Below are 21256 nucleotides of genomic sequence, written 5' to 3' on the forward strand. Positions count from 1 at the left end.
CCAACATGAGCAAACGCAAGGTCATACCGCTGCTGATCTACGTCCTTTTCCTGCTGGTGCCGATCTACTGGCTGCTGAACATGTCCTTCAAGAGCAACACCGAAATCCTCGGCGGGCTGACCCTGTTTCCGCAGGCTTTCACCCTGGCCAACTACAAGGTGATCTTCACCGACCCGAGCTGGTACACCGGCTATATCAATTCGCTGTATTACGTGAGCCTGAACACGGTGATTTCCCTGAGTGTGGCGCTGCCGGCAGCCTACGCCTTCTCACGCTACCGTTTCCTGGGCGACAAGCACCTGTTCTTCTGGCTGCTGACCAACCGCATGGCACCGCCGGCGGTGTTTTTGCTGCCGTTTTTCCAGCTGTATTCGTCCATCGGCCTGTTCGACACACACATCGCCGTGGCCCTGGCGCATTGCCTGTTCAATGTGCCGTTGGCGGTGTGGATTCTGGAAGGCTTCATGTCCGGCGTGCCCAAGGAAATCGACGAAACCGCCTACATCGACGGCTATAGCTTTCCCAAGTTTTTCGTGAAGATTTTTATCCCGCTGATCGGCTCCGGCATCGGGGTAACCGCGTTTTTCTGCTTCATGTTTTCCTGGGTCGAGCTGTTGCTGGCGCGCACGCTGACCTCGGTCAACGCCAAGCCCATCGCGGCGGTGATGACCCGCACGGTCTCGGCCTCGGGTATCGATTGGGGCGTGCTGGCGGCGGCGGGGGTGTTGACCATCCTGCCCGGCATGCTGGTGATCTGGTTTGTTCGCAACCACGTGGCCAAGGGCTTTGCCCTGGGCCGGGTCTGAGGAGTCGATGATGGAATGGATGGCCTGGACCACTCCCACCGCGTTGTTCTTTGCGGCCATCGGCGTGCTGCTGGTGGGCATGACCACCTGGGAACTGCGTTCGCCGAGCATCCCTCGGCGCGGTTTTTTACCGATCAGCACCACCCGTGGTGATCGCCTGTTTATCGGTCTTCTCGGCAGCGCCTACCTGCATTTACTGGTGATCGGCGTTACCGACTGGAGCATCTGGGTGGCGTCCGCGCTGTCCCTGGTATGGCTGTTGAGTGTGATGCGTTGGGGCTAGTGCCCTTGTGAATAAACCACCAGGAGGTCTCTATGTTGAATAAAAACAATAAGCTGCGACATAGCATTTCATTGGCCGGCGTACTGGCCCTCAGCGGTTTGAGCGCCACGGCCTGGGCCGATGCGTACGAAGACGCGGCGAAAAAATGGATCGGCAGCGAGTTCAAACCGTCCACCCTCACCCAAGACCAGCAGCTCGAAGAGTTGAAGTGGTTTATCAAGGCGGCAGAACCGTTTCGTGGGATGAAGATCAACGTGGTGTCGGAAACCCTCACCACCCACGAGTACGAATCCAAGGTGCTGGCCAAGGCCTTCAGCGAAATCACCGGCATCAAGCTGACCCACGACCTGCTGCAGGAAGGCGACGTGGTGGAAAAGCTGCAAACCCAGATGCAGTCCGACAAGAACATCTATGACGGCTGGGTCAACGATTCCGACTTGATCGGCACGCACTTTCGCTATGGCAAGACCGAGTCGATCACCGACCTGATGGCCAACGAAGGCAAGGACTTCACCTCGCCGACCCTGGACATCAAGGACTTTATCGGCCTTTCGTTCACCACCGCGCCGGACGGCAAAGTCTACCAACTGCCCGACCAGCAATTCGCCAACCTCTACTGGTTCCGCGCGGACTGGTTCGAGCGGCCGGAGCTGAAAGCCAAGTTCAAGGAAAAATACGGCTACGACCTCGGCGTCCCGGTGAACTGGTCGGCCTATGAAGACATCGCCAAATTCTTCAGCGAAGACGTCAAGGAAATCGACGGCAAACGTATTTATGGGCACATGGACTACGGCAAAAAAGACCCGTCACTGGGCTGGCGCTTCACCGATGCCTGGTTCTCCATGGCCGGCGGCGGCGACAAGGGCCTGCCCAACGGCTTGCCGGTGGACGAGTGGGGCATTCGCGTGGAGGACTGCCACCCGGTGGGCTCCAGCGTGACCCGCGGCGGCGACACCAACGGCCCGGCCGCGGTGTACGCAACGCAGAAATACGTGGACTGGATGAAAGCCTACGCGCCACCGGAAGCGGCGGGCATGACCTTCTCCGAATCCGGCCCGGTGCCGTCCCAGGGCAACATCGCCCAGCAGATCTTCTGGTACACCGCGTTTACCGCCGACATGACCAAGCCGGGCCTGCCGGTGGTGAATGCCGACGGCACGCCGAAATGGCGCATGGCGCCATCGCCGGTCGGGCCTTATTGGGAAAAGGGCATGAAGAAGGGCTATCAGGACGTGGGCTCCTGGACTTTCCTCAAGTCGACGCCTGAGAAGCAGAAACTCGCGGCCTGGCTCTACGCGCAGTTCGTGACCTCGAAAACCGTCTCGCTGAAGAAAACCATCGTTGGCCTGACGCCGATTCGTGAGTCCGACATCAACTCCCAGGCCATGACCGACCTGGCGCCCAAACTCGGTGGTCTGGTGGAGTTCTACCGCAGCCCGGCACGGGTCGAGTGGACCCCGACCGGCACCAACGTGCCGGACTACCCACGCCTGGCGCAACTGTGGTGGAGCAACATCGCCGCCGCCGCCAGCGGCGAGAAAACCCCGCAGCAGGCGCTGGACAACCTGGCCAAGGAGCAGGACGCGATCATGACGCGCCTGGAACGCTCCAACGTGCAGCCAATATGCGGCCCGAAAATGAACCCCGAGCGTGATGCCCAATACTGGTTCGACCAACCCGGCGCGCCAAAGCCGAAACTGGCCAATGAGAAACCCAAAGGCGAAACCGTGAGCTACAACGACCTGCTCAAGTCGTGGGAGGCAGCGCGTAAGTAACAGTATCTGTGGCAAGCGGGCTTACTGTGGCGAGCGGGCTTGCCCCGCGTTGGGTTGCGAAGCAGCCCCAAAACCTGACGACCGAATGCTGTCTGGGTGAACTCGGCGTCTTTTATGGGGCTGCTTCGCAGCCCAACGCGGGGCAAGCCCGCTCGCCACAACAAACCCGCTCGCCCCAATGGGCCGCTCAGCCCACAGGTTTTGTGTCTACTGCCCCCCCTTTTTTCGCCGCCAAAATCCGCGCCGTGTCCCGCGCGGGCGGCAGCCCTAACACCCGCGCATAGTCGCGGCTGAACTGGGTCGCGCTTTCGTATCCGGTTCGGCAAAATCCTGGCGAATCCATTGGCTGGCCTGGCTGACGCGCGCCATGGCAGTGTCCCGCGCGGCGATGTCGGGCAACATCCAGCCATGGGGGCCTTGCAGTACGAGGAAGAGAATCTCCCGTTCGTACGCAGCCAACGTAGTCGTAAAGCCTGGAGTTGGTGTACAAGAACTGGCAGCACGTTTGATAGCCCCTGGCATCTGTCGAGTGGTGCCGAATAACCGCTGATCCGCAGCCATGCAATGCCGATTGAATTTTCCCCACAGCCAGATGCTCTGCACTTTAGAAGCGCGCGTTTTGAGCGCTCTTGCGGGGCTTTCTGGTGAGAAAGCCGAGTTGTATCGGACTTTGTGGAAACTGCCATCATGACGCTTCTTACAGCGCTGTCGGGCCAACCGGCCACCCTGACTGACTCGGCCGACGGCCGCCATCAACGCGTGTACCAGCAGCTGTACAACGAGACGGAGGGTTGCGAGGCGCTGGCACGGGAATTCTTGCTGGCGCAATTGGCCCAGGTGCAGGACGTGCCCTGCGAATTGCCCGACACGCCCGAACAACTGCCCGCGTGGGTCGAGCAGCGCTGCGCCGCCGTGGCCCGCGATTACGCCGACTACCTGGAACAACGCCAGCAGGGTCAGCCACGGCGCTACTTCCAGAACAAGGCCCACGCCTTGTACGTGTTGCAATGCCTGGCGCCGACCAAACAGGTCGATGGCGCCTGGCTGTACGGTTTACTGCGCTATTGGCAGGACCAGCGCTTCGATGGGCTGCTGACCACCTACCTCGAAGAACTGGGCGACGGCGAAGCGGCGCAAAACCATGTGGTGATCTATCGCAAGCTGCTCAGCGAGCACGATGCCGACAGCGAAGCCGGCCTCAATGATGACGACTACCTGCAAGGCGCCTTGCAACTGGCGCTGGGCCTGTGTTCCGAGGAGTTTCTGCCGGAAGTGATCGGCTACAACCTGGGCTATGAGCAATTACCCCTGCACCTGCTGATCACCTCGTACGAGCTGAGCGAGCTGGGCATCGATCCCTATTACTTCACCCTCCACGTCACCATCGACAACGCCAGCAGCGGCCATGCCTGCAAGGCCGCGCAAGCGGTGTTGAACCTGCTGCCGCTGGGCGAGGGCAGGGAGCAGTTCTACCGCCGCGTGGCCCGCGGTTATCAGCTCAATGACCTCGGGCCGGGCACCACGGCCGTGATCGAGCGCTTCAACCTGCAGGAGCAAGTCGTGGCCATGCTTGAGCGTAAGCGCACGTACGGTCAGCACATGCATTCCGATTACTGCCGCTTCGGGGGCAAAACCGTCAATCAATGGCTGGCAGAGCCTGGGCAGATCGCTGAGTTCCTGCAGGCGCTGCAAGACAAAGGCTGGATCAAGCGCAACCAGGACCCTGCCGACAGCCGCTTCTGGCAACTGATCGAGGGCGCCGGTGCAGCGATGTTCGGCGTGTTCAGCGGCGCTGAAAAGCAGCTGCTGCACGACTGGATTGCCGGTGACTGGGTCAGCGGCGAGCGCGTGCGGCCTGCACGGCCGGGGCGCGGCAGCCGTTTCTCCCGGGAGCAGCATCGCCCGGCCGATCCGGACACCCAGGCGTTGGTTGAGTCGCTGTGCAAACTGGCCGATGAACAGCAGCTCGATGCGCTGATCCCGTGGATGTCGGCGCGGCGCCATTGCGCCCCGGCCGGGCTTTACGCGACGCGGCGCTTTATCCAACTGCGCGCGCGTCTGCGCTGAGGAGTGTGGTTCATGTCTGCACAGCAGCTCGTCGATCGCACCCTGTTGAACCTGGGCCGCGGATTGAAGGAGAACGGCTACCGGTTTATCACGCCGACGCCCCTGACCCATGAACGGGTGTGCCAGCGCCTGGCAACACCGCTGGCGATGACGATGCGCGATGTGTTCGGCTGGTCGCTGCCATTTGATAACGCGTTGTTGCCTGAGGCCTTTCGCGAAGAATTGCAGCAAGCGCAGGTGATCGAAAAACACGACGCCTTATGGCGCAGCACCGTGCGCTGGTCGAGCCTGGACGAGTTGCTGTTCGCCCACTCGCCGTACCCGACCACCCAGGCTGATGCGGTGTTTTTCGGCCCCGACAGCTACCGGTTTGCCCACGTGATCCAAGCCCATCTGCAACAGCGTTTCGACCCTGTGCGGCGGGCGGTGGACATCGGTTGCGGCGCGGGTGTCGGTGCATTGGTCATCGCCCGCGCCCGGCCTGAGGCTGACGTGCTGGCGGTGGACATCAACCCCCGCGCCCTGCGCATGACCGCGGTGAATGCCGAACTGGCGGGCCTGGCGAATGTCAGCGCGTACCACAGCGACATACTGGCCAGCGTCGACGGCGAATTCGACCTGATCGTTGCCAACCCGCCCTATATGAATGACCAGCACCAGCGCGCCTACCGCCATGGTGGCGGTGCCTTGGGGGCGCAGTTGTCGGTGCGTATCGTCAGCGAATCCCGCGAGCGCCTGGCCCTGGGCGGCAGCCTGGTGCTCTACACGGGCGTGGCGATGGTGGCCGGCGCCGATGCCTTTCTGGAGGCGATCAAACCGCTGGTGGCCAGTGCTGACTACGGCTGGACCTACCGCGAAATCGACCCTGACGTCTTTGGCGAAGAGCTTGAAAAACCCGGCTATGAGGGCGTCGAGCGGATCGCCGTGGTGGCGCTCACCGTCACCCGACTGCGCTGAGCTTGGCGCGCATCAGCGGCGACCACTGATCGGCTGTGGCCCTACCTCGACGGAACGCTCGCAGGTGTCGCGCCCCTTAATCAATAAGCCTTTCAACACCTTCTCAACAACAGGAGTGCAGAGCATGCGAGCGATGACTTTCCAGGGCGCGCACAAAGTGCAGGTCGATACGGTGCCCGATCCGATCATTGAGCAACCCGACGACATTATTTTGCGCGTCACCGCCACCGCCATTTGCGGCTCGGACTTGCACCTGTACCGCGGCAAGATCCCGACCGTCGAGCACGGCGACATCTTCGGCCACGAGTTCATGGGCATCGTTGAGGAAACCGGGCCGGCGGTGACGGCCGTGCAGCGCGGCGACCGCGTGGTGATCCCGTTCGTGATTGCCTGTGGCGACTGCTTCTTCTGCCAACTGCAACAATTTGCCGCCTGCGAAACCACCAACGACGGGCGCGGCGCGATCCTGAATAAAAAGGCGATCCCGCCGGGGGCCGCGTTGTTCGGCTACAGCCGTCTGTATGGCGGCATTCCCGGCGGCCAGGCCGAGCTGGTGCGGGTGCCGAAAGCCAATACCGGGCCATTCAAGGTGCCTGGGTCGCTGGCGGATGAAAAGGTGCTGTTCCTCTCGGACATCCTGCCCACGGCCTGGCAGGCGGTGACCAACGCCGGCATCGGCAAGGGCTCCAGCGTTGCGATCTACGGCGCCGGCCCGGTCGGCCTGCTCAGCGCGGCGTGCGCGCAGATGCTTGGCGCCGAGCAGATCTTCATGGTCGATGACCATCCCTATCGCTTGGCCTACGCGCAAAAAATGTACGGGGTGATCCCGATCAACTTCGAAGAAGATGACGACCCCGCCGACACCATCATTCGCCAGACCGCCGGCATGCGCGGGGTCGATGGCGTGGTGGACGCAGTGGGGTTCGAAGCCAAGGGCAGCACCACCGAGACCATCCTTACCACGCTCAAGATCGAAGGCAGCAGCGGCAAGGCCCTGCGCCAGTGCATCGCTGCCGTGCGCCGTGGCGGGGTGGTCAGCGTGGCCGGGGTGTATGCCGGGTTTATTCACGGGTTCATGTTTGGCGACGCGTTCGACAAGGGGCTGACGTTCAAGATGGGCCAGACCCATGTGCAGCGCTTCCTGCCGCAGTTGCTTGAGCACATCGAGCTGGGGCATCTGAACCCCGAGGCGATCGTCACGCATCGGTTGTCGCTGGAGCAGGCTGCGCGCGGCTATGAGTTGTTTGACAAGGCCGAGGAGGAGTGCCGCAAGGTGATCCTGCTGCCGGGCATGGATGAGCGGCCGATTGTCGAACCGCTGGAAGAAGTGACGCCCGATTTACGCCTGCAGGGCGTTCCAGGCTTCTAAACCGAACGCAGCGCAAACCGGGAGGGGGCAAGCCCCTCCCGCATTCACGTCAGGCTGCCGCCTGCGGTTGGATCTGCAGCACGCCGTCCACGTCCTTGACCAGGCCACTGGCCACAAACAACGGCGCCACGCGCTTGTGCAACTGCGGCTCGACGAACTCCTTGACCGTGTCCAGCGCCAGCTCGCCACTGAGCGGCAGCTCGGCCTTGGTGTACGACAGCCAGGCTTTTTTCAGCATCGTCAGCACATCACTGCCCGCGGTCGAGGCAAAGCGGCGGTGGCTGGGTTTGCCGTCGAAGTTGAAGTTGTGCTGGTACGCGTAGCCGGTTTCGTCACCGTTGCTGGTGGCGCAGCGTACGCAGGTGCATGGGCCGTCGCCGAACGCGCTGCGCAGGTAGGCGTTGAAGTCCACCACGGGCTTGAGTGACAGGCGCTTATCCACCTCGAACAGGTCCCCGGTCATTTTATCGTCAGTGTTCAACGTCCATTTCCTCGCAGGTCGGCAGGTGCATTTCAAAGCGCGGCACAATACCAGCCGAGCGGCGCCCATGGGGATTTTTTGCGCGAAAGGTACTCGCTTCAGGGTCGACGTCCATTCGCCAATAGCCTTGTTAGCGTTTCCCCAATCGACCCCCGTCGATGGCGACGCAGCGCAAACGCGTAGAACCCTGGAAAACCTCGACCGCGTGCTGGCAGGTTTTGGTGCCGGACGCTCGAACATCGCCGCCGTTCAGCGATGCTGATTTATTGCATAAGAATAGAGCTATATATTCTTTTCGTGTCTTAAAAAACGCCGCTAGGCTTCATCACCTTCCCGAAAACGCGGCAGATTCCCCCATGACTTTCAAGCGTTCCTCCCTGACCTTATTGGTTGCGTCGCTGGCCGCTGCTGGCAGCTTGCTCAGCCCCGGTGCCCAGGCCGAAGGCAAAATCAGCATCGCCCAGCAGTTCGGCATCGGCTACCTGATCCTCGACGTGGTGCGCGACCAGCACTTGATCGAGAAACACGGCAAGGAGCAGGGCCTGGATATCAAGGTGGAATGGAACAGCATCTCCGGCGCCACGGCGATGAATGAATCGCTGCTGGCGGGTGCGCTGGACGTGGTCTCGGCCGGTGTGCCGCCGATGCTGACCCTGTGGGACCGCACCAAGGGCAAGCAGAACGTCAAGGCCATCGCCTCCCTCGGCTCGATGCCCAATTACCTGCTGACCAACAACCCTAACGTGAAGACCCTCAAGGACTTCACCGAGAAAGACCGCATCGCCGTGCCCGCTGCCGGTGTGGGGTTTCAGTCGCGCACTTTGCAGATCGAAACCGCCAAGCAGTTTGGCGATGCGAACTACAAGAAATTCGACGATATATCCATCAGCCTGGCTCACCCTGACGCCACGGCGGCGTTGATTGCCGGTGGTTCGGAGATTAACTCGCACTTCTCCAGCCCGCCGTTCCAGTACCAGGAGTTGATCAACCCTAACGTGCACAAGGTGCTCAGTTCCTACGACATCCTTGGCGGGCAGGCTACGTTCAACGTGCTTTACACCACTGAGAAATTCCACGACGAGAACCCCAAGACCTATAAGGCGTTTTACGACGCGCTGGCTGAGGCCGAGACGATCATCAAGGCCGATAAGCCGGCCGCGGCGAAGGCGTATATCCGTGTGGAGCAATCCAAGCTGCCGTTGGACCTGGTGGAGAAAATTGTCCAGGACCCGGAGATCGATTTCACCATCGTGCCGCAGCGGACCTATATCTATGCCGAGAAATTGCAGGAGCTGGGGGTGTTGAAGAACAAGGCGGCGAGTTGGAAGGATTACTTCTTTGAAGAGGCTCATGGTGGGGAGGGGAGTTGAGTGGCCATTCGGGTGAATCGGTGGCGTCATGGGGGTAGGGCGGGGTACATATCCATTTCTGCGGTAACGGCTACTGGCGGCCCACGCTCCAAAGCCTGCGTGAGGGCACACCGAGCCTAAGCGAGGTGCCGAGTGGTGGGGCAAGAGCCTTTTGGTTACTTTTGGGCTCTTTTCAAAAGTGACCCGCTGTAAGAGCGGAACCCATACCCGCCATCACCCAAATAACGGATATGTACTCAATAACCCACCCCCAACATCACCGAAAAAACTCCCCAGGTGTCGCATCAAACTGCTGCCGAAACGCCGCAATAAATGCCGAAGTCGATTCATACCCACACCCCAGCGCCACATCCGTAACCCGCTCCCCCTGCTCCAGGGCCGGCAACGCACTCAGCAACCGCAACCGCTGACGCCAAGCGCGAAACGTCAGCCCGGTATCACTCAAAAACAACCGACTCAACGTCTTCTCACTCACCCCCAGCCTGCGCCCCCAATCCCCCAAGGTCGTCTGCTGCTCCGGATGCAGGTTCAAGCTGCGATAAACCTGACGCAACCGCGGGTCCAGGGGCAAAGGCAGCATCAAATCCACCTGCGGCGCAGCGGCCAACTGGTCGAGCACCACCTGGGCCAGGCGCCCATCCGGCCCGTCCTCGGCATATTCCACCGGCAACTCACTGAAACTGCGGATCAACTCGCGCAACAAACTGCTCACCTCCAACACCTGACACCGCTCGGCCGCCCAGGCGGTAACGCTGCAATCCAGGTACAGGCTGCGCATTTCCGTGTGCGGCGAACTGAACACCCGATGCGGCACGCCCGCCGGGATCCACACCGCGCGCTGGGGCGGGGCGACGAAGCGGCCGACGCTGGTCTGGATCTCCAGCACCCCGGATATCGCGTAGGACAACTGCACCCACGGGTGGCTGTGCTGGCGGGTCAGCGCGCGATTGGGCAGCGACTCCGTGCGCCCATACACGGGCCGCGGCAGGCTGGAAAGCCCGGGTACACTGCGCCGGACGGTCTTGTCATGTCCTTTAGGCGGCATTTACTGGCTCATTGGCGTTAGTCGGTAACAAGCCGTTACGTTAGAGTCGCATCGATGCTCTTGGCAACCCCTGGAAGATTTGCTTATGACCCGTCCACGTTTTCTGCCTGACAACTTCACCCTGACCCTGATTGCCACGGTGATTCTCGCTTCCCTGCTGCCCGCCAGCGGCCAGACCGCCGTGGCCTTTGGCTGGGTGACCAACCTGGCCATTGCGCTGCTGTTTTTCCTGCACGGCGCCAAGCTGTCGCGCCAGGCCATCGTCGCCGGTGCCGGGCACTGGCGCCTGCACCTGCTGGTGTTCAGCCTGACCTTTGTGCTGTTCCCCTTGCTGGGCCTGGCGCTCAAGCCGGTGCTGTCGCCGCTGATCGGCAAAGACCTGTACATGGGCATGCTCTACCTGTGCGCCTTGCCGGCCACGGTGCAGTCGGCGATTGCCTTTACGTCGCTTGCGCGCGGCAACATTCCGGCGGCGATCTGCAGTGCGGCGGCCTCCAGCCTGTTCGGCATCTTCCTCACGCCGCTGCTGGTGACGCTGCTGCTCAACGTGCACGGCGACGCGGGCTCCACCGTCGACGCGATCCTGAAAATCAGCGTGCAATTGCTGTTGCCGTTTATCGCCGGGCAAATCGCTCGTCGCTGGATCGGCGATTGGGTCGGCCGGAATAAGTCCTGGCTGAAGTTCGTCGATCAGGGCTCGATCCTGCTGGTGGTTTACGGCGCGTTCAGCGAAGCGGTCAACGAAGGCATCTGGCACAAGATCCCGCTGTGGGAGTTGGGCGGCCTGGTGGTGGCGTGCTGTGTGTTGCTGGCCCTGGTACTGGTGGCGTCCACCGTGCTGGGCAAGGCCTTTGGCTTTAACCAAGAAGACCGCATCACCATCTTGTTCTGCGGCTCGAAGAAAAGCCTCGCCACTGGCGTGCCAATGGCGCAAGTGCTGTTCGCCGGCGCGACCATGGGCGTGTTGATCCTGCCGCTGATGCTGTTTCACCAGATCCAGTTGATGGTGTGCGCGGCGCTGGCGCAGCGCTACGCCAAGCGGCCGGAAAGCATCCCCGAGCTGATGGGGCAGGTGGATCCGTGATCCAGATCACACCCTAGGCCGAATCACCTCAAGTTAACGCCCGGCCAGACGACTTCCTGGGTAAGAGCCCAATAAGGAGTGTCGGCATGAGCGTTAAAGGTATTTCGGTGTTTGCAGGCCTGTTTTGCCTATGGGCCAGTGCCTGTGGCGCGGCACAGACCGTGGGGCAGGGCACTATCCAGTTCACCGGCGCAATCGTTGAGCCTGGGTGTGCGACAAATGCGCGCAGCGGCGCGGTGATGGAGTTGACCGGCTGCGCCAGTTTTAACCGCGGCAGCCGCTTCGAGGTGCGCCGTCTGGCGCCGGTGGCCAGCGTCGATGCGGCCCGGGTGAAGCTGGTTGCCGACAGTGGCGCCGGGCGTTATTACGACCAGCGCTACCTGCTGGTGGACAGCGCCGGCACACCGATTGTGTCGGGCAACTACGTGATCACCATGACCTTGCCCTGAACCTCAGAGCGACGATCCGCGCCAACAGCGCGGCGAGAAACCTATAGAATGCTCGGCGGCGGCGCTGTTCTGCGTGGCCGTTGGATCATCGCCAGAGTACCTCGCCCGCCAATGAGCATTTCAGCCGCAACCCCCCAAGCCAACTGGCAACCGGTCATCGCCCTTGCTTTGGCCGCGTTTGTGTTCAATACCACCGAATTCGTACCGGTCGGCCTGCTCAGCGCCATCGGCGCCAGCTTCGACATGCCCATCGCCAGCGTCGGCCTGATGCTCACCATCTATGCCTGGATCGTGTCGCTGACGTCGCTGCCGGTGATGCTGCTGACGCGTAACGTCGAACGGCGCAAGTTGCTGATCGTGTTGTTCGGCTTGTTTATCGCCAGCCATATTCTCTCCAGCGTCGCCACCAGCTTCGGCCTGCTGATGGTCAGTCGCATCGGCATCGCCTTGTCCCACGCGTTGTTCTGGTCGATCACCGCCTCCCTGGCCGTGCGCCTGGCGCCGGAGGGCAAGCAGGTGCAAGCCCTCGGCCTGCTGGCCACCGGCACGTCACTGGCGATGGTCCTGGGCATTCCGCTGGGCCGCCTGCTCGGCGAAGCGATGGGCTGGCGCACCACGTTTCTGGTGATCGCCGCCTTTGCCGCGGCCCTGGTGTTCTGGCTGGCGCGCACCTTGCCGCTGCTGCCGAGCCAAAACTCCGGCTCGCTGCGCAGCCTGCCGTTGCTGTTCAAGCGCCCGGCGCTGGTGGCGCTGTACGTGCTCACCGCCATGGTGGTGACCGCGCAATTCACCGCCTACAGCTACATCGAACCCTTCGTCGAAGGCGTCGCCGGCCTGAGCGGCAACGTGGTGACCCTGTTCCTGCTGGTGTTCGGCGGCGCGGGCATCATCGGCTCGCTGCTGTTCAGCCTGGTGCACCGTTTCAACCCGCACCTGTTCGTGGTCAGTGCGGTGTTCCTGCTTGCTGCGTGCCTGGCGCTGATGCTGCCCTTGAGCGGCGCCGAGTCCTACCTCGTCGGCCTGAGTGTGTTCTGGGGCATGGCGATCATGGGCTTTGGCCTGGCCATGCAATCCAAAGTGCTGGTGCTGGCACCCGACGCCACGGATGTGGCCATGGCGATGTTCTCCGGTATCTACAACATCGGCATCGGCGGCGGCGCCCTGATGGGCAGCTGGGTCGGCAGCCACTTCGGCTTCGCCTGGATCGGCGCGGCGGGCGGGCTGCTCGCGGCGGTGGCGCTGATCGGCTACTGCCTGGCGATTCACCGGTACGGGCAGGGCGTGGCGCGTAGCAACTGATGCGTTGGTCACTGATGACTTGAAAAAGTCAAAGGATTGAACCCGTGAGACACCTCGTCGCCTATATGGATGCCGTGGATCAGTCTAAAAACGTGCATTGATCCGTCAACCCGGCCCGCAGCACCGGCCCTGCGCTATTTGCCGGCGGCGAATACCTGTCGCAGCGCTGGCTGTTCTGGCTGGCGCTGATCGTCGGCGCACTACTCGGTGCGCTGGCCGCCCGTGCGTTGGGTGAACGCGACTGAACGGTGCTCGGTGTCGAAGAACTTTTTCGCCGGCGGCGGGCCTATCTATAACGCCGCCGTTTGCCCATTTTCTTCGGAGCCCATCGCCGATGTCACGTTCATTGCTCAAACCCGCACTCTTCACCGGTATTTGCACCCTGATGCTCAGCCTTTCAAGCCAGGCCGCCAGCTTTGATTGCGCCAAGGCCAAGGCCGCTGACGAAATTGCCATCTGCGCCAACCGCAGCCTGAATGACCAGGACGTCACGATGGCGTTGCTCTACGACCTGAACAAGCACTTCATGGCCATGGGCGGGCGCGGCTCATTGATGGACGGGCAGGCGGACTGGCTCAAGCAGCGGCGCGCGTGTGGCGCGCGGCTGAGCTGCTTGAGTGATGCCTACACCCAACGCATCGGCATGTTGCGCGGGTTTATTGATGAGCGGGTGATGACGAAAGGGCCGTTCTGAATCACGTCGAACACACAGCCTTTGAAGGATTGCCGTGGCGAGGGCGCAGGCTCTCTCGTCACAGCAATCGGGCGTCCTGTTACAACGCCGCCAGTACCGCCTCCAACTTCTCCTGATCGCGCGCAAACTGCCGAATACCTTCGGCGAGTTTTTCCGTTGCCATCGCATCTTCATTCGACGCCCAGCGGAACTGCGCTTCGGTCAGTTGCTGACGCACTTCACCTTCAGCGCCCGGCACCAGTTTGCGTTCCAGCGTGCCGTTGTCTTCATCGAGTTGGTGCAGCAGGTCCGGGCTGATGGTCAGGCGGTCACAACCTGCCAGTTGCTCGATCTGGCTAAGCGTGCGAAAGCTTGCGCCCATGACCACGGTCGGGATGGCGTTGGCCTTGTAGTAATTGTAGATGCGGGTGACCGATTGCACGCCCGGGTCTTCGGCGCCGGTGTAATCCAGGCCTGTGCTTTTGCGGTACCAGTCGTAGATGCGGCCTACGAATGGCGAGATCAAAAACACCCCGGCATCAGCGCACGCCACGGCCTGGGCGAAGGAGAACAGCAGCGTGAGGTTGGTCTGGATGCCGGCTTTTTCCAGACGTTCGGCAGTGCGGATGCCTTCCCAGGTGGACGCCAGCTTGATCAGCACGCGCTCGCGACCGATACCGGCCTGGTCGTACAGGGCGATCAGCTGGTTGGCCTTGGCCCACAGCGCGTCTTCGTCAAAGGACAACCGCGCGTCGACTTCGGTCGAGATGCGCCCGGGAATCACCTTGAGAATGCCCGCACCGACCGACACGGCGAAGTGATCGCAGGCCAGGCCCACGTCGCCCTTGGACAGGCTCACGGCAGTGCGCAGCAGCTCGGCGTATTCCGGGATGGCGGCGGCTTTGAGCAGTAACGACGGGTTGGTGGTGGCGTCGACCGGACGCAGGCGGCTGATGGCTTCCAGGTCGCCGGTGTCGCAGACCACGGTGGTGAATTGCTTGAGTTGTTCGAGCTTGGACGTCATGAGCGGCGGTCTCCAGGAAGTGGGATGTGGCGCAGCGCTGGGCGGCACGGGACACCCGTTGTACCACTTCCCGGGCGGCTTGTTTACCCGCGCGCCATGCCTTTACGCCTCTGGGAAGCCGACTTTCTGCGGCCAGCGATTCTGGAAAACCTGCACATCCAGTTGTTTGAACAACCCTCCATGTGTAAACGGTTCGGCCGCCAGCCACGCGCGCACATGGGCCTCATCGTCAAAATGAAACTTCTCACGGCTTCCAGGTCTGCACATCCTGCGCATCCACCGCCTTGGGCAACAAGCCGGCCTTGAAGAAGGCATCCGCGATCTTCTGCTGCTCACCCAACTGTTCGACCGTGACCGCTTGCACCTCATAACTGCGGTGCGCGTTGGCGGCTTCCACCGTGGCCACATCCAGGTTGCCCCACAGTGGGCCGAGTACTTTCGCCGCGTCCTGCGGGTTGGTTTTTACCCATTGACCGGCTTTTTCCAATTGCTCATACACCCGTTTCAAGACCTCGGGATGCGCCTTGGCGTAAGGCGTGCCGGTCAGGTAATAGCGCTTGTAACTGGCAAGGCCTGCGCCGTCGGCCAGGGTGCGGGTCGGCAGTTGACGCTGCACGCTGGTGAGGAACGGTTCCCAGGTGACCCAGGCGTCAACCTTGTTGTTCTCAAAGGCCGCGCGACCATCGGCCGGCGACAGATAGGCCGGCTCGATATCCGAGAACGCCAGGCCGGCTTTGGCCAGTGCGGCGATGAGCAAGTAGTGAGTGCCGGCGGCCTTGGTCACCGCGATTTTCTTGCCTTTCAAATCTGCCAACTGCTGGATCGGCGAGTCCTTGCGCACCACGATGGCCTGGGCTGAAGGCGAGGGCGCCTCTTGGGCGAAGTAGGTGAGTTTGGCCTGGGCGGCCTGAGCGAAGATCGGCACGGTGTCAGCCACGTCGGCGCTGATGTCCACGTTGCCCACGTTCAATGCTTCGAGCAGCGGCAGGCCGCTGGGGAATTCATGCCAGCTCACGTCGATGTTGTCGGCCTTGAGGGCTTTTTCAAGCGTGCCCTGGGTTTTCAGCAGGGTGATCAGGGTCGAGGATTTCTGGTAACCGATGCGCACGGTTTCCTGAGCCTCGGCGCTCACCGCAACCGAAAAAGCCAATAGCCCGAGGACAACGGCGAGGGGACGACGAATAGACATGGCGCGCTCGATCTTCAGCGAAATAAGGCCAAGCTTAAAGTTCTAAAAAGCGTTCGATAAATACTCTTTCGGTCTGAGCTTAGGGCGCTTTTCACGCGTTTCGACGAATTGGGCATAACCATAGAATTATAGGGTTCTTTCATAATTACACGTCGTTAATATAATCAAGTTCGCTTGTCTGCCAGGTCTTATGTGGTCTTTTTGCATAAGCAGCTTCCTTCAACTCACCTATGCCAAGGCCTTCCATGACGTTGAAACAACTCATTCTCGCCGCCAGCCTGCTGTTTGCCGCAGCGGCGGCCCACGCCGAGCAGACCCTGGACATCAGCTACCAGCGCTCGTCGACGCTGTGGATCCTGCTCAAGCAAAATGGCCAGCTCGAACAGCGCCTCAAGCCCTTGGGGTTCACCGTCAATTGGCATGAATTCAGCACCGGCCTGCTCAGTTCCTTGAACGCCGGCAGTGTCGATTTGCACGCGGACGTGGCTGACGCCTTTGCGCTGTTCACCCAGGCCGCCGATGCGCCGCTGACGTATTACGCCCAGGAAAACTCGTCGCCCGGCGCCCAGGCGATCATCGTCCAGGACGCATCCCCGATCCACAGCATCGCCGACCTCAAGGGCAAGACCGTTGCCGTGTCCAAGGGCTCGGGCAGCAACTTTCTGCTGATCTCGGCGCTGCACAAGGCCGGCCTGACGCTGGCCGATATCACCCCGCGTTACCTTGAGGCACCCGACGGTGGCGCGGCGTTTTCAAATGGCAGCGTGGATGCCTGGGTGATCTGGGACCCGTTCTTCGCCACCCAGCAGCTTGAGCATCACGTGCGTGTGATCGCCGATGGCAACGACGGGCTGGCCAACTACAACCGCTTCTACCTGGCGACCACACAATTTGCCAAGGCGCACCCGGAGGTGCTGCAAATCACCTTCGATACCCTGCGCGAAACCGGCCAATGGGTCAAAGACCATCCCAGGCAAGCCGCTGACATCCTTGCGCCGCTGTGGGGCAACATCCCACCGGCCACGGTGGAGCGCGCCAATAGCCGACGCAGCTACGACATCATCCCGGTCAAGGTGCAAAACCTTGCCGAACAGCAACGCATCGCCGACGCCTACTACGCCGCCAAGCTGATTCCCAAGCCGCTGAACGTTTCCGATATCACCGTGTGGACCCCCAAACCATGAGCCGCCAGATCCATTTGTCAGCCTTCCTCCTGAGTGGGCCGGTGGTGCACAGCCACGCCGTGTGGCGCCACCCCGAAACGCTCGGCAATTACCTCGACCCCGATTACTACTCACGCATCGCCAAGGTGGTGGAGGAGGGCCTGTTCGACTTCCTGTTCTTCGCCGACCGCCTGGCCGTGGGCGACCAGATGGGCGGCTCGCGCGAGTTTGCCTTGCGCTACGGCGCCCAGGACGCCACGCGCCTGGACCCGTTGCCGATTCTCTCCTACCTGATAGGCCAGACCCGCAAGCTGGGCCTGGGCGCGACGCGCTCGACTACCTATTACGAACCGGCACACATCGCGCGCGAATTTGCCACCCTCGACCACCTGTCCAAGGGCCGCGCGGCGTGGAATATCGTCACGTCGATGAACGACAGTGAAGGGCGCCTGTTCGGCAAGGACAAGCACCTGGAACACGACCTGCGCTACGACCGCGCCGATGAGTTTGTCGAAGTCGCATTGAAGCTCTGGAACAGTTGGGGCAAGGACGCCCTCAAGCTGGACCGCGAACATGGCGTGCTCGCCGACCCGGCCTTGATTACGTCGGTGCAGCATCAGGGCGAATGGTTCAAGGTCGAAGGCCCGCTGAATATCCCGCGCACGCCCCAGGGCCGTCCGGTATTGATTCAGGCCGGTTCGTCCGGGCGCGGTCGGCGGTTTGGCGCGCGCTGGGCCGAGGCGATTTTCACCATTCACCCGCATTTGAACGCGATGCGTGCCTTTCGCGATGACGTGCGTGCCCAAGTGGTGCAGCAAGGCCGCGACGCCGACAGCTGCAAGGTGTTGACCGCGGTGATGCCGTTTATTGGCGGCAGCGAGGCCGAAGCCCGCGCCAAGCGCGATCGGCACAACGCCCTGGCGCGCCCCGAGCTGGGGCTGGTGACACTTGCTTCGCAGCTCAATGTGGACCTGTCGCCGTTCCCGCTGACGGCCACCCTGGCCGAGGTTGCCCGGTCGCCACTGATCCCTGCCGCTGCGGCGGAAAAGCTGTTGATGCAAGGGCCTGAAATTACCCTTGAGCAACTCGGCCGCATCTTCGCCAGCAGCGTGCGCGTGCCGCAACTGGTGGGCACTGGCGCGCAGATCGCCGACCAATTAGCGGAGCTGTTCGAGCAAGGCGGCTGCGACGGGTTTGTGATCTCACCGGGTTACCTGCCGGGTTCGTTCATTGAGTTTGTCGAGAGCGTGATTCCGCACTTGCAGCGCAAGGGGTTGTTTCGTACCGCCTATGAAGGCTCGACACTGCGCGAGCACCTGGGGCTGGCTGATCTGGCGACCTGAAACCGCCTCCTGAGAAGAGCCGGGCTGTCGTGGCGAGCGGGCTTGTTGTGGCGAGCGGGCTTGCCCCGCGTTGGGCTGCGAAGCGGCCCCCATCAAGGCCACCGCGCGCTGACTGGTAGACGGCGGTGTCAGGTTCTGGGGGCGCTTCGCGCCCCAACGCGGGGCAAGCCCGCTCGCCACAACAAGCCCGCTCCCACAAGTTGACCGAGTACAACCGACACCCATCTATCTGATGCACAGAGCTATGTGCAAACCCTGCGCCTGGAGCGCGCCAAGCAGATGCTGGAGTCAACGCCACCGCCGGCTGATTCAACGCCGCAGCTGTGCTTCACCTTCGATGCATGCCACCAGAAACTCCATCACCACCTTTACAGACGGCGAGCGGCGCATATCCGGGTACACCGTCAGCCAGATATCGCGGACCGGCCCGTCGCTGGGCGTCGGCAACCTGGCCAGCAGCGGATCATGGTCGCCCACCAACGTTGGCAACACCACTGCGCCGACGCGCGCGCGCGCGGCCGTCTGTTGCGTGATCAACTCGCTGGCGGCAAACACGATCGGGCGTTGGCCGCGCAGTTGGTGCAGCCACGCCTGTTGCGGCAGGTGATCACGGCTGCTGTCGTAGGCGATGAAGGTCCATTGGGCAGTAGGCAACTGCCTGAACGCGGGCGCGCCATAAAGACCGAAGCGCACCACGCCGACCTTGCGGCGCACCAGCGCCTCTTCGTCGGGGCGCACCGTGCGCAGGGCGATATCGGCCTCGCCCTTGTCGAGCGCAGCCAGTTGAGTGGACGGTATCAGCACCAGGTTCAGCTGGGGGTACTGGGCCCGCAACCGCGCTATGTGAGGCGCGATGCAGTGGTTGGCGATGGACGGCGGGCAACTGACCCGCACAGTGCCGGCCAGTTCGATGGAGGCTACCCGCGACAGGCGCAGCGCGTCGGTGGCCATCTCGCCCATGCCCGCGGCCAGCTCGGCCAGCGCCAGGCCTTGAGCCGTGAGTGGCCGGCTGCGCGGCAGGCGGTCTACCAGTTTTACGCCGAGGGCTTTTTCCAGCGCATCGACGCGGCGCCCGACGGTGGCGTGTTCCACCTGCAACTCGCGGGCGGCCGCCGACAGCGACTGGGTGCGGGCCAGAACGGTGAAGTAATACAGATCCTGCCAATCGAACATCGGGTTATTTCCGCACAGAGACTGGGAAGGGTTGGGGAATATTCCTACCGAGCGTGTCCTTTTACCATGGCCGCTCCCCAGTGCAAACGGAGTTGTTTCCCGATGAAAGCCATCACCCTGCAAGCCTACGGCGGTCCCGAAGTCGCCCAATTGCGCCACGACGTTGAAAAACCCCAGGTCACGCCGGGGCATGTGCTGGTCAAGGTGGCCTGCGCCGGGATCAATTTCATGGACATTCATACCCGCCAGGGCAAATACGCACACTCTTCGACGTACCCGGTGCGCCTGCCGTGCACCCTGGGCATGGAAGGCGCCGGTGTGGTGGTCGAAGTCGGTCCGGGCGTCAGCCACTTGGCTGCGGGTGACCGCGTGGCCTGGTGCATCGCCTGGGGTGCGTATGCCGAGTATGCGAATGTGCCTGTCGAGAAAATTGCGCAGATCCCGAACGCAATCAGCTTCGATCAGGCCGCTGCGGCGATGTTTCAGGGCTGCACCGCGCACTACCTGATTGACGATGTAGCGCGTTTGCAGGCGGGCAGTACCTGCCTGGTTCATGCCGCGTCCGGCAGCATCGGCCAATTGCTGGTACAGATGGCGCGTCGGTTGCGGGCAACGGTATTGACCACCGCCAGCACCATCGAGAAATGTGCGATTGCCTTGCAGCAGGGCGCCCATCAAGCCTGGACCTATGAGCGATTTGCCGACCAGGTGCTGCAAGCCACGGGCGGGCGAGGGGCGGATGTGGTGTTTGATTGCGTCGGCAAAAACACCTTGCGTGAGAGTTTTCGCGCCTGTCGCACGCGCGGTTTGATCGTCAACTACGGCAATGTCTCGGGCTCGTTGACAGACCTGGACCCGATGGAGCTGGGGGAGGCGGGCTCGTTGTTCTTGACGCGCCCACGGCTGGCTGACCACATGGCCGATGGCGCGACCGTGCAACGGCGTGCCAACGCCGTGTTCGCGGCGATGCTGGAAGGCGCGCTGACGGTGGACATTGAAGGGCATTACAGCCTGGAGACGGTGCAGCACGTTCATGCCCGTATCGAGGCGCGGCAGCAGATCGGCAAGGCGGTACTGTGGGTGGACCACGACCTGCGTTAACCGCAGGCGAAAAAAAACCGGCTGATCAGGCCGGTTTGGGGTGCCCCGCAAACAGTGCGGGGTTACGCGTTGTGCCCTTGCAGACGATCCGCACCGCCTTCAGCCAGACCACGTTCCTGCAAGCGATCCGCACCGCCTTCAGCCAGACCACGTTCCTGCAAGCGATCCGCACCGCCTTCAGCCAGGCCACGTTCCTGCAAGCGATCCGCACCGCCTTCAGCCAGGCCACGTTCCTGCAAGCGATCCGCACCGCCTTCAGCCAGGCCACGTTCCTGCAAGCGATCCGCACCGCCTTCGGCCAGGCCACGTTCCTGCAAGCGATCAGCACCGCCTTCAGCCAGACCGCGTTCCTGCAGACGATCCGCGCCGCCTTCAGCAACACGACGGTCCAGCAGACGGTCAGAACCGCCTTCGGCTACGGAGTTACCTTGCAGGCGATCCGCGCCGCCTTCAGCGACAACCGGGTGAGCAAAAGCGTTTGCAGCAAGTACCGAGAAAGCGAGGCTAAGCAAGAGTTGGCGTTTCATGGTGGTGTGCTCCGAGTGTTCTAGTTGGGTGCCGTTTGGCATGGGTTTGATGTTACGCGTTGGTTTTTTTAAGAGAAC

Annotated in this window: 20 protein-coding genes and 2 pseudogenes; 15 read left to right on the forward strand and 7 right to left on the reverse strand. The window is 62.1% G+C overall.

All coding sequences use genetic code 11. The annotated features are described in order from the left end of the window. Positions 1-5: 5 nt before the first annotated feature. The 3 genes from FPT15_RS18905 to FPT15_RS18915 are packed head-to-tail and all read left to right on the forward strand — an operon-like array spanning position 6 to position 2864. Positions 6-806 (forward strand): carbohydrate ABC transporter permease, encoded by an 801-nt coding sequence (locus FPT15_RS18905; RefSeq protein ID WP_145163611.1) that lies wholly within the window; start codon positions 6-8, stop codon positions 804-806. A 10-nt stretch (positions 807-816) separates the two neighbouring features. Further along, a complete protein-coding gene (locus FPT15_RS18910; RefSeq protein WP_106580628.1) occupies positions 817-1089 on the forward strand; it encodes a DUF2160 domain-containing protein in 273 nt (90 codons plus the stop codon). A 32-nt stretch (positions 1090-1121) separates the two neighbouring features. Continuing rightward, entirely contained in the window at positions 1122-2864 is a 1743-nt protein-coding gene (locus FPT15_RS18915) for an ABC transporter substrate-binding protein (RefSeq protein ID WP_145163614.1), read from the forward strand. 187 nt (positions 2865-3051) lie between these two features. Here the strand turns inward: FPT15_RS18915 and FPT15_RS30110 are convergent. After that, a pseudogene (locus FPT15_RS30110) lies at positions 3052-3314 on the reverse strand (AraC family transcriptional regulator); the annotation flags it as partial. A gap of 237 nt (positions 3315-3551) precedes the next feature. On the opposite strand from FPT15_RS30110, the gene FPT15_RS18925 reads away from it, so the two are divergent. The 3 genes from FPT15_RS18925 to FPT15_RS18935 all read left to right on the forward strand — a co-directional run bounded on the left by FPT15_RS18925 (position 3552) and on the right by FPT15_RS18935 (position 7257). Next, the gene (locus FPT15_RS18925; protein ID WP_145163616.1) at positions 3552-4931 is read left to right on the forward strand and encodes an iron-containing redox enzyme family protein; all 1380 of its coding nucleotides are present in this window, start codon (positions 3552-3554) and stop codon (positions 4929-4931) included. Between the two features lie 12 nt (positions 4932-4943). Next, entirely contained in the window at positions 4944-5888 is a 945-nt protein-coding gene (locus FPT15_RS18930; RefSeq protein WP_145163618.1) for a methyltransferase, read from the forward strand. Positions 5889-6012: 124 nt separating this feature from the next. Beyond that, positions 6013-7257, forward strand: a complete 1245-nt coding sequence (locus FPT15_RS18935) for a zinc-dependent alcohol dehydrogenase (protein ID WP_145163620.1) — start codon at positions 6013-6015, stop codon at positions 7255-7257. Positions 7258-7306: 49 nt separating this feature from the next. On the opposite strand, the gene FPT15_RS18940 is transcribed toward FPT15_RS18935, so the two are convergent. Continuing rightward, entirely contained in the window at positions 7307-7738 is a 432-nt protein-coding gene (locus tag FPT15_RS18940; RefSeq protein WP_145163622.1) for a hypothetical protein, read from the reverse strand. 356 nt (positions 7739-8094) lie between these two features. On the opposite strand from FPT15_RS18940, the gene FPT15_RS18950 reads away from it, so the two are divergent. Further along, positions 8095-9108 (forward strand): ABC transporter substrate-binding protein, encoded by a 1014-nt coding sequence (locus tag FPT15_RS18950; RefSeq protein ID WP_145163624.1) that lies wholly within the window; start codon positions 8095-8097, stop codon positions 9106-9108. Positions 9109-9364: 256 nt separating this feature from the next. On the opposite strand, the gene FPT15_RS18955 is transcribed toward FPT15_RS18950, so the two are convergent. Then, complete coding sequence (locus tag FPT15_RS18955; RefSeq protein ID WP_145163626.1) at positions 9365-10153, reverse strand: helix-turn-helix domain-containing protein; 789 nt, start codon at positions 10151-10153, stop codon at positions 9365-9367. Between the two features lie 85 nt (positions 10154-10238). On the opposite strand from FPT15_RS18955, the gene FPT15_RS18960 reads away from it, so the two are divergent. The 5 genes and pseudogenes from FPT15_RS18960 to FPT15_RS18980 all read left to right on the forward strand — a co-directional run bounded on the left by FPT15_RS18960 (position 10239) and on the right by FPT15_RS18980 (position 13679). Then, positions 10239-11237, forward strand: a complete 999-nt coding sequence (locus FPT15_RS18960) for a bile acid:sodium symporter family protein (protein ID WP_145163628.1) — start codon at positions 10239-10241, stop codon at positions 11235-11237. Between the two features lie 86 nt (positions 11238-11323). After that, the gene (locus FPT15_RS18965; protein WP_145163630.1) at positions 11324-11686 is read left to right on the forward strand and encodes a type 1 fimbrial protein; all 363 of its coding nucleotides are present in this window, start codon (positions 11324-11326) and stop codon (positions 11684-11686) included. Between the two features lie 111 nt (positions 11687-11797). Further along, positions 11798-12985 carry a sugar transporter gene (locus FPT15_RS18970; RefSeq protein ID WP_145163632.1) on the forward strand — a complete coding sequence of 396 codons (1188 nt, stop codon included), beginning with the start codon at positions 11798-11800 and terminating at the stop codon, positions 12983-12985. Positions 12986-13086: 101 nt separating this feature from the next. Continuing rightward, positions 13087-13230, forward strand: a pseudogene (locus tag FPT15_RS18975) (aquaporin); the annotation flags it as partial. An 89-nt stretch (positions 13231-13319) separates the two neighbouring features. After that, positions 13320-13679, forward strand: coding sequence for a lysozyme inhibitor LprI family protein (locus tag FPT15_RS18980; protein WP_164487921.1), 360 nt, complete (start codon positions 13320-13322; stop codon positions 13677-13679). Between the two features lie 79 nt (positions 13680-13758). Here the strand turns inward: FPT15_RS18980 and tal are convergent, their stop codons facing one another. Continuing rightward, the gene (tal, locus tag FPT15_RS18985; RefSeq protein WP_145163634.1) at positions 13759-14682 is read right to left on the reverse strand and encodes a transaldolase; all 924 of its coding nucleotides are present in this window, start codon (positions 14680-14682) and stop codon (positions 13759-13761) included. A gap of 244 nt (positions 14683-14926) precedes the next feature. Continuing rightward, on the reverse strand, positions 14927-15871 hold the full coding sequence (locus FPT15_RS18990; RefSeq protein WP_145163635.1) for an aliphatic sulfonate ABC transporter substrate-binding protein: 945 nt from the start codon (positions 15869-15871) through the stop codon (positions 14927-14929). A gap of 245 nt (positions 15872-16116) precedes the next feature. Here FPT15_RS18990 and FPT15_RS18995 point away from each other — a divergent pair, with 245 nt between their 5' ends. Then, entirely contained in the window at positions 16117-17055 is a 939-nt protein-coding gene (locus FPT15_RS18995) for an aliphatic sulfonate ABC transporter substrate-binding protein (protein ID WP_145163637.1), read from the forward strand. Next, positions 17052-18377, forward strand: a complete 1326-nt coding sequence (locus FPT15_RS19000) for an LLM class flavin-dependent oxidoreductase (protein ID WP_145163639.1) — start codon at positions 17052-17054, stop codon at positions 18375-18377. Before FPT15_RS18995 ends, FPT15_RS19000 begins: the two co-directional genes overlap by 4 nt. Before the next feature lie 309 nt (positions 18378-18686). Here FPT15_RS19000 and FPT15_RS19005 read toward each other — a convergent pair whose 3' ends face one another. Next, on the reverse strand, positions 18687-19550 hold the full coding sequence (locus FPT15_RS19005) for a LysR family transcriptional regulator (protein ID WP_145163641.1): 864 nt from the start codon (positions 19548-19550) through the stop codon (positions 18687-18689). A gap of 102 nt (positions 19551-19652) precedes the next feature. Here FPT15_RS19005 and FPT15_RS19010 point away from each other — a divergent pair, with 102 nt between their 5' ends. Beyond that, positions 19653-20651 (forward strand): quinone oxidoreductase, encoded by a 999-nt coding sequence (locus FPT15_RS19010; RefSeq protein WP_145163643.1) that lies wholly within the window; start codon positions 19653-19655, stop codon positions 20649-20651. A gap of 62 nt (positions 20652-20713) precedes the next feature. On the opposite strand, the gene FPT15_RS30115 is transcribed toward FPT15_RS19010, so the two are convergent. Then, positions 20714-21178, reverse strand: a complete 465-nt coding sequence (locus tag FPT15_RS30115; protein WP_145163645.1) for a hypothetical protein — start codon at positions 21176-21178, stop codon at positions 20714-20716. Positions 21179-21256: the final 78 nt, after the last annotated feature.

This window comes from Pseudomonas sp. RGB (assembly GCF_007713445.1).
In the GTDB taxonomy this organism is placed as follows: domain Bacteria; phylum Pseudomonadota; class Gammaproteobacteria; order Pseudomonadales; family Pseudomonadaceae; genus Aquipseudomonas.